The sequence below is a fragment of the uncultured Thiocystis sp. genome, assembly GCF_903866365.1.
In the GTDB taxonomy this organism is placed as follows: Bacteria; Pseudomonadota; Gammaproteobacteria; order Chromatiales; family Chromatiaceae; genus Chromatium.
In genome coordinates this window covers 1-6,071 of sequence record NZ_CAIPNF010000010.1, presented here as the reverse complement: position 1 = coordinate 6,071, position 6,071 = coordinate 1, and the positions used below count along the sequence as shown (strand labels likewise).

Genomic DNA, 6,071 nt, shown 5'->3' with positions numbered 1-6,071 from the left:
CGTGGCGGCGGTGCGCGCGCGCCTCGGCGGGCGCGGCGGGCAGCAGGCGGTGCAGGCGGGCGTGAACGATTGGGTGCTCGAGGCCGCCCGCCGCTTTCAGCTCCCGGCCCTGCCGGCGGCCCTGCAAACGGCCATGAGCGCCTGCTGGGACGTGGCCTATCAGGCCGCCAAGGGCCACTGGGAGGGGGAGCGCACCGCGCTGCGGGAACAACTCGGGGCGCAGGACACGCAGCTCGCCAGCCTCCACGCGGCGCACCAGGCCCTCGCGCAGACGAGCGAACAGCAGACCCAGGAAGGTCGTGAGCGCCAGCAGGCCTTGGACTGCGCGCGCGCGGAACTCTTTGACACCCACCACCAGCTCCGTGACACCACGGCGCAGGCGGCGGCGTTGACCCAGCACCTCACCGAGACCCAGGCGCAGGCGCAGCAGGGCGAGCACGCGCGGCTGACCTTGGCCGAGCAGGTGCGCACCCTGGAGGCGCTCGGGCAACGTCAGCACGCCGCGGTGCAGCGCGCCGAGCGCGAGGGCGCGCAGTGGCAGGCGCAGGCGCATGCCGCCGCGCACGCGGTCGCCCGCCTGGAGCAAGCCCTCGCGGCGGGGGCGCACGAGCAGACGCGGCTGGCCGAGGCCCAGGACGCCCTGAGTGCGGCGCACGCGGCCCTGGCCGAGCGCGAGACCCGCCTGGAGACCCTGACCCAGCTCCTCGCCCGCGTCCAGGACGCCCACGAGGCCGATTCCGGGCACTGGATGGTCCAGATCGACGAGCAGCGCCAAGCGCTCAAGGCGGCCCAAGAGCGCGAGCAACGCAGCGCGCGCGAACGCCAGGCGTTATGGCAGCAGGTCCAGACGCTCGCGCAGGTGCTGCGTGACCGGGAACCGGGCGGCGGCGGACCGGCCGCCCCCTGAGCGGCGCCCGCGCCAACCGCGGCCACGCGCCTGGCGCGGGTCCGGTTGGCGGACGCGCGCGTCCGCGACGGGGAAGACGCACGGTCGTGGTCATAACACCGAACGTTTCACTCTCAGAGGCTTGCTGGACGGGACTCAGGGACACCAGGTGTTCGCTTGGTCGACCAACGGCGCGAACGGCGCGGCGGGATCCGCCGCCAAGCGGCGTCGGACCACGTCCAGAAAAGCTTCCCCTCGGTCCGCCGCCGCACGCAGCGCTCGCCTGAGCCAGGTACGTCTGCGTCCCATCCAGGGCATCGGCCAACACCGCTGTGATCCGTACCCGCAGAGGGGTTTGGCGACAGGTCGGGATCCGTTCCAAGCGCAGTTGGGCCTTGTTCGGCTCGGCTGGGCAACGGATCGACAAACATGGCGGCGAATCCTCTTCATTCGCTGACCGCCATGGAAGCGCGAGGCGGGCAGCCCCCGGTAGGCGTAGCGACTTGCATTTGAAAACTGCCGGGCCTGCATTGGACGCGATTTCAGGCCAGGATTAGCTGCCGCTGAGCCTGTATTTCACCGTCCAGGACGGCATTCCATCGTCTCAGGCCAGGATTGATTGCCACTGTCGCCGCCATCCAGCAAACCAACGATTCTTGGACGGTCGCCATTGACGGCTCTTGCCGAACTTGTCTTGTTGATCATGGTGCGCTGCGTCTTCGCCAACGCCTGTTCTTGGCGTTTGAAACGGCTTAAAGGCTCGAACACCGCAGTATCGTTCAAGGTGGCGAAGCGGACAATGCCTATGTCGATTCCGACAGCAGTGCCCTGGTGAACCGAAATCTCGGTCTCGGTTTGGATCGAGACGAGTTACTTGCCACCCGACTGGTTGACGGTGACGTTCTTGACTGTTCCGAGCACGTCGCAGCTCTTGCGGTAGCGCAACCAGCCCAGCTTGGGCAGAAACAGGCGGCTGTTGGCTTGGTCGAGCTTGACGCCTTGGGGATAGTGGAAGCTGTCGCCGGACCACCCCTTTTTCTTGAAGCGGGGATATTCCGCGGGCTTGGCGAAAAAGTTGGTATAGCTTCAAATCCTTGAGGGACCGTTGTAAGGCTTGGGAGGGCATGTCGCAGCTAGGCTATCGTGTCAGGACTGTGGATAACTTCGCGGGACTTTTTTGTTTTTCTTGTTTTACCTGTTTTAGGCACCCGCGAGACCAGTAACGACGCGGGTTTGCGAGGACATATGACGCCTAAAAGCAAACGATATGACGCCTAAAAGCAGACGATATGACGCCTAAAAGCAGACGATATGACGCCTAAAAGCAGACGATATGACGCCTAAAACCGGGTATAAGTGGAGTCCATGCAAACGACTCGTCATATTGTCGCCAAAGCCAACGCACTCGTCGAGGCGACCTATCGCCTGACTCTAGCCGAGCAGCGTTTGCTTTTACTCGTCATATCGCGCATCGACGGGCGCGAGGATCTGGCCGGCCCCACGTTTGTCGTGACCGCCGCCGAGTTCGCCGATGTCTTCGGTCTCAACGGTAAGGAGGGCTATGCCACGCTGCGCGATGCTGCCGAACGGCTGTTCAATCGCGCGGTCATCATCGACCGCCCCGACCCGGACAACCCCAGCGTGACCCGCACCAAAACCCGATGGGTATCTGCGATCGACTACCTGCCGCACGATGGCAGGCTGGTCCTGACCCTGGCCCAAAAGATCCTGCCCTACCTCACCTTGCTTGCGCGCGAATTCACCACCTACCGCCTGCACTGCGTCAGCCAAATGCGCTCCATCCACGCGATCCGTCTCTACGAGACCGTGATCCAATGGCGCGGCGCTGGCATCCTGGAGATTGATGTCGCCGCGCTCAAAGCTCGGTTCGGCGTCGAAAAGCACTACCCGCGCCTTGGGGATTTCAAGCGCCACGTACTGACCCCCGCCGTCGATCAGATCAACGCCTACAGCGACATCCAGGTGACGTGGAAGCAGCGCAAAGCTGGGCGAACCGTCGTGGCCTTAACCTTCACCTTCAGCCCCAAAGCGCCGACGAAGTCGCCCGCCAAGAAGACCATCGTCGATCAGCGCGGCTGGATCGAGAAGAACGCCCGCCCCGGCGAGTCTTGGGAGCAGGCGCGCGACCGCTACCTCAAAGAGAGCAAACTTTGAACGGCGCGCGTGGGAACGCTGTCGCTCGAATATAGACTTCGCACCTGATATCCAGACACGGCCTTCGCGTAGAGGCGGGTTTGAAACCAGCCCCTACGTCTGGTTATCGCGTTCGATGTCTATACCAATCACGAAAAGGTAACTTTTTAATTCTACTTAATTGCTTTCAAGATGCTGAATAATATGTAAAAACAGATTGTTAATAAGGGCTAGACTCAATATCCACAGGTAGTGGCTTTACAGCTTTAGATCTCTTGTCCAGAAATGCAATACCGTGGTATTTTGTAGGAACGCATACGGTATTGTTTTGTTGGGGATCGATGATGAAAGTGATAGCAGTAGTCCAAAACAAAGGAGGTGTGGGGAAAACAACAGTCACTCGTGTCTTAGCGGAATATTTTTCTCGCCAAGGACAGCGGGTTCTGGTGATGGATCTTGATGCTCAGTGCAATCTCTCAAGACGTTTCCTAAGCATGGAGTATGACGCCGCCGATCCTGACGGTGTTCTTCCCCCACTTCATCCTGAGTTTGATATTTCAGACACTCAAAGCGGTTGGTCTGGGCGTAGCTCTAGTGCAGATATCTATTTTGCGGGCAATGTGTATCCCTACCCGACTCAGTTGGAGACCTTGCTGGCATTGCCAGGACATGGCCCCAGACTTCGCGAAATAGAGCTTGTGCGTTCAGATGAGGTTCGAGATGTAGTTCATAACCGGTTGCATTTATTCCTTAGCATGGAAGATGTTCAGAGTTCTATTGATCTGGTGCTTATTGATACGGCACCGGCTAAGGGTCCACTGACCATCAGCGCTGTTCGGGCTGCAACCCATTTGATCATTCCTACGACATTGGAACCTCAGCCGATTGAGGGACTTTATGGGATGTTGCAGCTTTGGCGTCGTGAGCAAAACAGTCGTGAAGCCGATCGCCCGCTTCAGATCGCTGCGATTCAGCCAAACTTGTTTAGGAAAGGTGTCGCTCTACATGAGGGATTGCTGGATTCCTTGAGGGAAGACCAAGCCTTAGCGTCAATGTTGTCGCCAGTGATTCTACACCAACGCATCGCTTTTGCTGAATCAGACCATCCTAGTGCTCAACCGAAGAGTCTTTTCGATTTGACTCCAAAAGATCCAGCTCGTAAAGAAGTGCTCGCATTTTGTGAGCATATCCACGAACGCTTAACTAGGTAATGGATGTCACAATGGCGTCACCAAAAAAAATGCGATTTGGATCTTCTCAAGTGACCGAAGCGATGGGTGATGTGGTTCGCCGCGGTCAAACAGGTCATTGTGATCTTCATTACGACCGAGTTGATTTGACGAGGATAGAACCAGATCCAGAAAATCCTAGACAATTGAGACTATCCGAACACGAATTTGCACTGTTGTCGGATGATGCGTGGTTATTGAAAGCTCGATCAGTTGACGATTCTGATGAACGAATAAGGCTCCTCTTGCGATTAAGAAATCTCGCTGATTCGATGATCGAGAATGATGTCCTTGAAGCAATACGGATATTCAGGCATGGAGAGCGTTATCGAATTGCGTATGGTGAACGCCGTTATTGGGCGGCTCGTTTAGCTGGGCTTAAAGATATCCCCGCACGGATATCTGATCAACGTCCGGGTAAGGTTCGCACGTTGCAACTCGTGGAGAATCTACATCGCGATGACTTGGATCTTGCTGCGAGGATGCGTAACGTAATTGCTGTGTTGGGTGAGTTGACCGAGGATGGTGAGGCGACTTCTGAACGATTTAGTCATCTTATAGGTATGAGTGACCGGCAAGCAAGGCGCTACCTTCAAGTGGCCAATGGCCCGCGAGAGGTTCTTGATGCGGTATTAGGAGGTCAAGTCATTCGCGACTTAGCAGTGGCGGCGTCCGTATCTGCGATTAATGATGAGTATAGACGTATGTCTGTATTACGACATTTGTCGAATGGTATGTCGCTGAAGGATGCGCTTGAAGCGGCAGAGCGAGAAATCAACCCTCCTCCAAAACTGCCGCGAGGGCGTCCAGCAGTCAAGGTGACCCTTGGAGTGACATCAAATCCAGGGCTGGTACGTGAAATTATGCGACGTGTTGTGGGAGATGCTGAGCTACCGAACTTAGACTGGGCTGACTATCGAGCAGTCACAAAGGCATGGAAATCATTTTTATCAGATCTGGAAAGCTCGTTGTGAAGACGTCCGTTCGCATGACTGAGGAAATGCAAAAAGCGCTGCGTGAAGTGTCGTCTGCGTTGTATGGAGCGAAGGGAAAAAGTCGCTGGGTCAGAGATGCCTTAAGCATGCTTGCGGCCGAAGATCCTGCTATGACAAGTGTCGGCTTTGGTGAGGCTCATTTTGTTCCAACATGTTCTGAACAGATCTTGCTTTCTGATGGATCTGAGGAAATTTTGGAAAATTTGGTGGCAAGAGTGCGTCGGCAGGACCCATTAGCAGAAGGAGTCAAATCCCAGGTGCTGCGCGCTGCAGTACGTTGGAGACTTGAGCGGTCTTCAAGACCATTTGAACTTAATCGTCTATAAGATACTAAAAATAAATAAAAATTTGAAGATTTGTTTTTATAAAAAATCACTGATCTTGGGTGTTGGCTGCAATTTCTTAAATTAACCAAAGTTGCCACCATCTTCGGTAATGCTGCGATGGTGGTCGCCCGTGTCTTTCTTCGGCGTCGATCATCCTTTGGTCCATCTCGGTCATGCCTGGGAACGCGGGCCTCCGGCCCGCGCGGCGGGCGGGACGCCCGCGTTTCCAGGTGGACCGAACGATGATCAAGGCCCTTTCTTCCACTGTGCCAGTCCTTTCTCATGAATCTCGACGAGTGCCTACGTGCGCGGGTGATCGGAGTCCCAAGCCACCGCGTTTTCCCGAGGCGGAACCACCAGCAGGGCCTCGCAGGGCGAGCGCGTTTAAATTCTCAGCCGAACACGACCTTGGCGCGATAGTCGTCATTCCACGCGGCCTTGCGGCGCTTCTTGGCCAAGCTGATCGCCGACCCCTCCTGAT

At 57.0% G+C, this 6,071-nt stretch carries 6 protein-coding genes; 5 read left to right on the top strand and 1 reads right to left on the bottom strand.

What is annotated here, in order from left to right:
- The coding region (locus QZY07_RS00310; protein ID WP_295398847.1) for a DNA-binding protein at positions 1-907 on the top strand (907 nt) is incomplete at its 5' end.
- A 555-nt stretch (positions 908-1,462) separates the two neighbouring features.
- On the opposite strand, the gene QZY07_RS00305 is transcribed toward QZY07_RS00310, so the two are convergent.
- Positions 1,463-1,669 carry a hypothetical protein gene (locus QZY07_RS00305; RefSeq protein ID WP_295398845.1) on the bottom strand — a complete coding sequence of 69 codons (207 nt, stop codon included), beginning with the start codon at positions 1,667-1,669 and terminating at the stop codon, positions 1,463-1,465.
- A 582-nt stretch (positions 1,670-2,251) separates the two neighbouring features.
- Here QZY07_RS00305 and QZY07_RS00300 point away from each other — a divergent pair.
- From QZY07_RS00300 to QZY07_RS00285, 4 genes are all read left to right on the top strand, one after another.
- The gene (locus tag QZY07_RS00300; RefSeq protein WP_295398843.1) at positions 2,252-3,061 is read left to right on the top strand and encodes a RepB family plasmid replication initiator protein; all 810 of its coding nucleotides are present in this window, start codon (positions 2,252-2,254) and stop codon (positions 3,059-3,061) included.
- Between the two features lie 323 nt (positions 3,062-3,384).
- On the top strand, positions 3,385-4,251 hold the full coding sequence (locus QZY07_RS00295) for a ParA family protein (protein ID WP_295398842.1): 867 nt from the start codon (positions 3,385-3,387) through the stop codon (positions 4,249-4,251).
- Between the two features lie 11 nt (positions 4,252-4,262).
- Positions 4,263-5,243, top strand: coding sequence for a ParB/RepB/Spo0J family partition protein (locus tag QZY07_RS00290; protein ID WP_295398841.1), 981 nt, complete (start codon positions 4,263-4,265; stop codon positions 5,241-5,243).
- Between the two features lie 14 nt (positions 5,244-5,257).
- On the top strand, positions 5,258-5,590 hold the full coding sequence (locus QZY07_RS00285) for a hypothetical protein (RefSeq protein WP_295398839.1): 333 nt from the start codon (positions 5,258-5,260) through the stop codon (positions 5,588-5,590).
- The last annotated feature ends 481 nt before the right edge of the window (positions 5,591-6,071 follow it).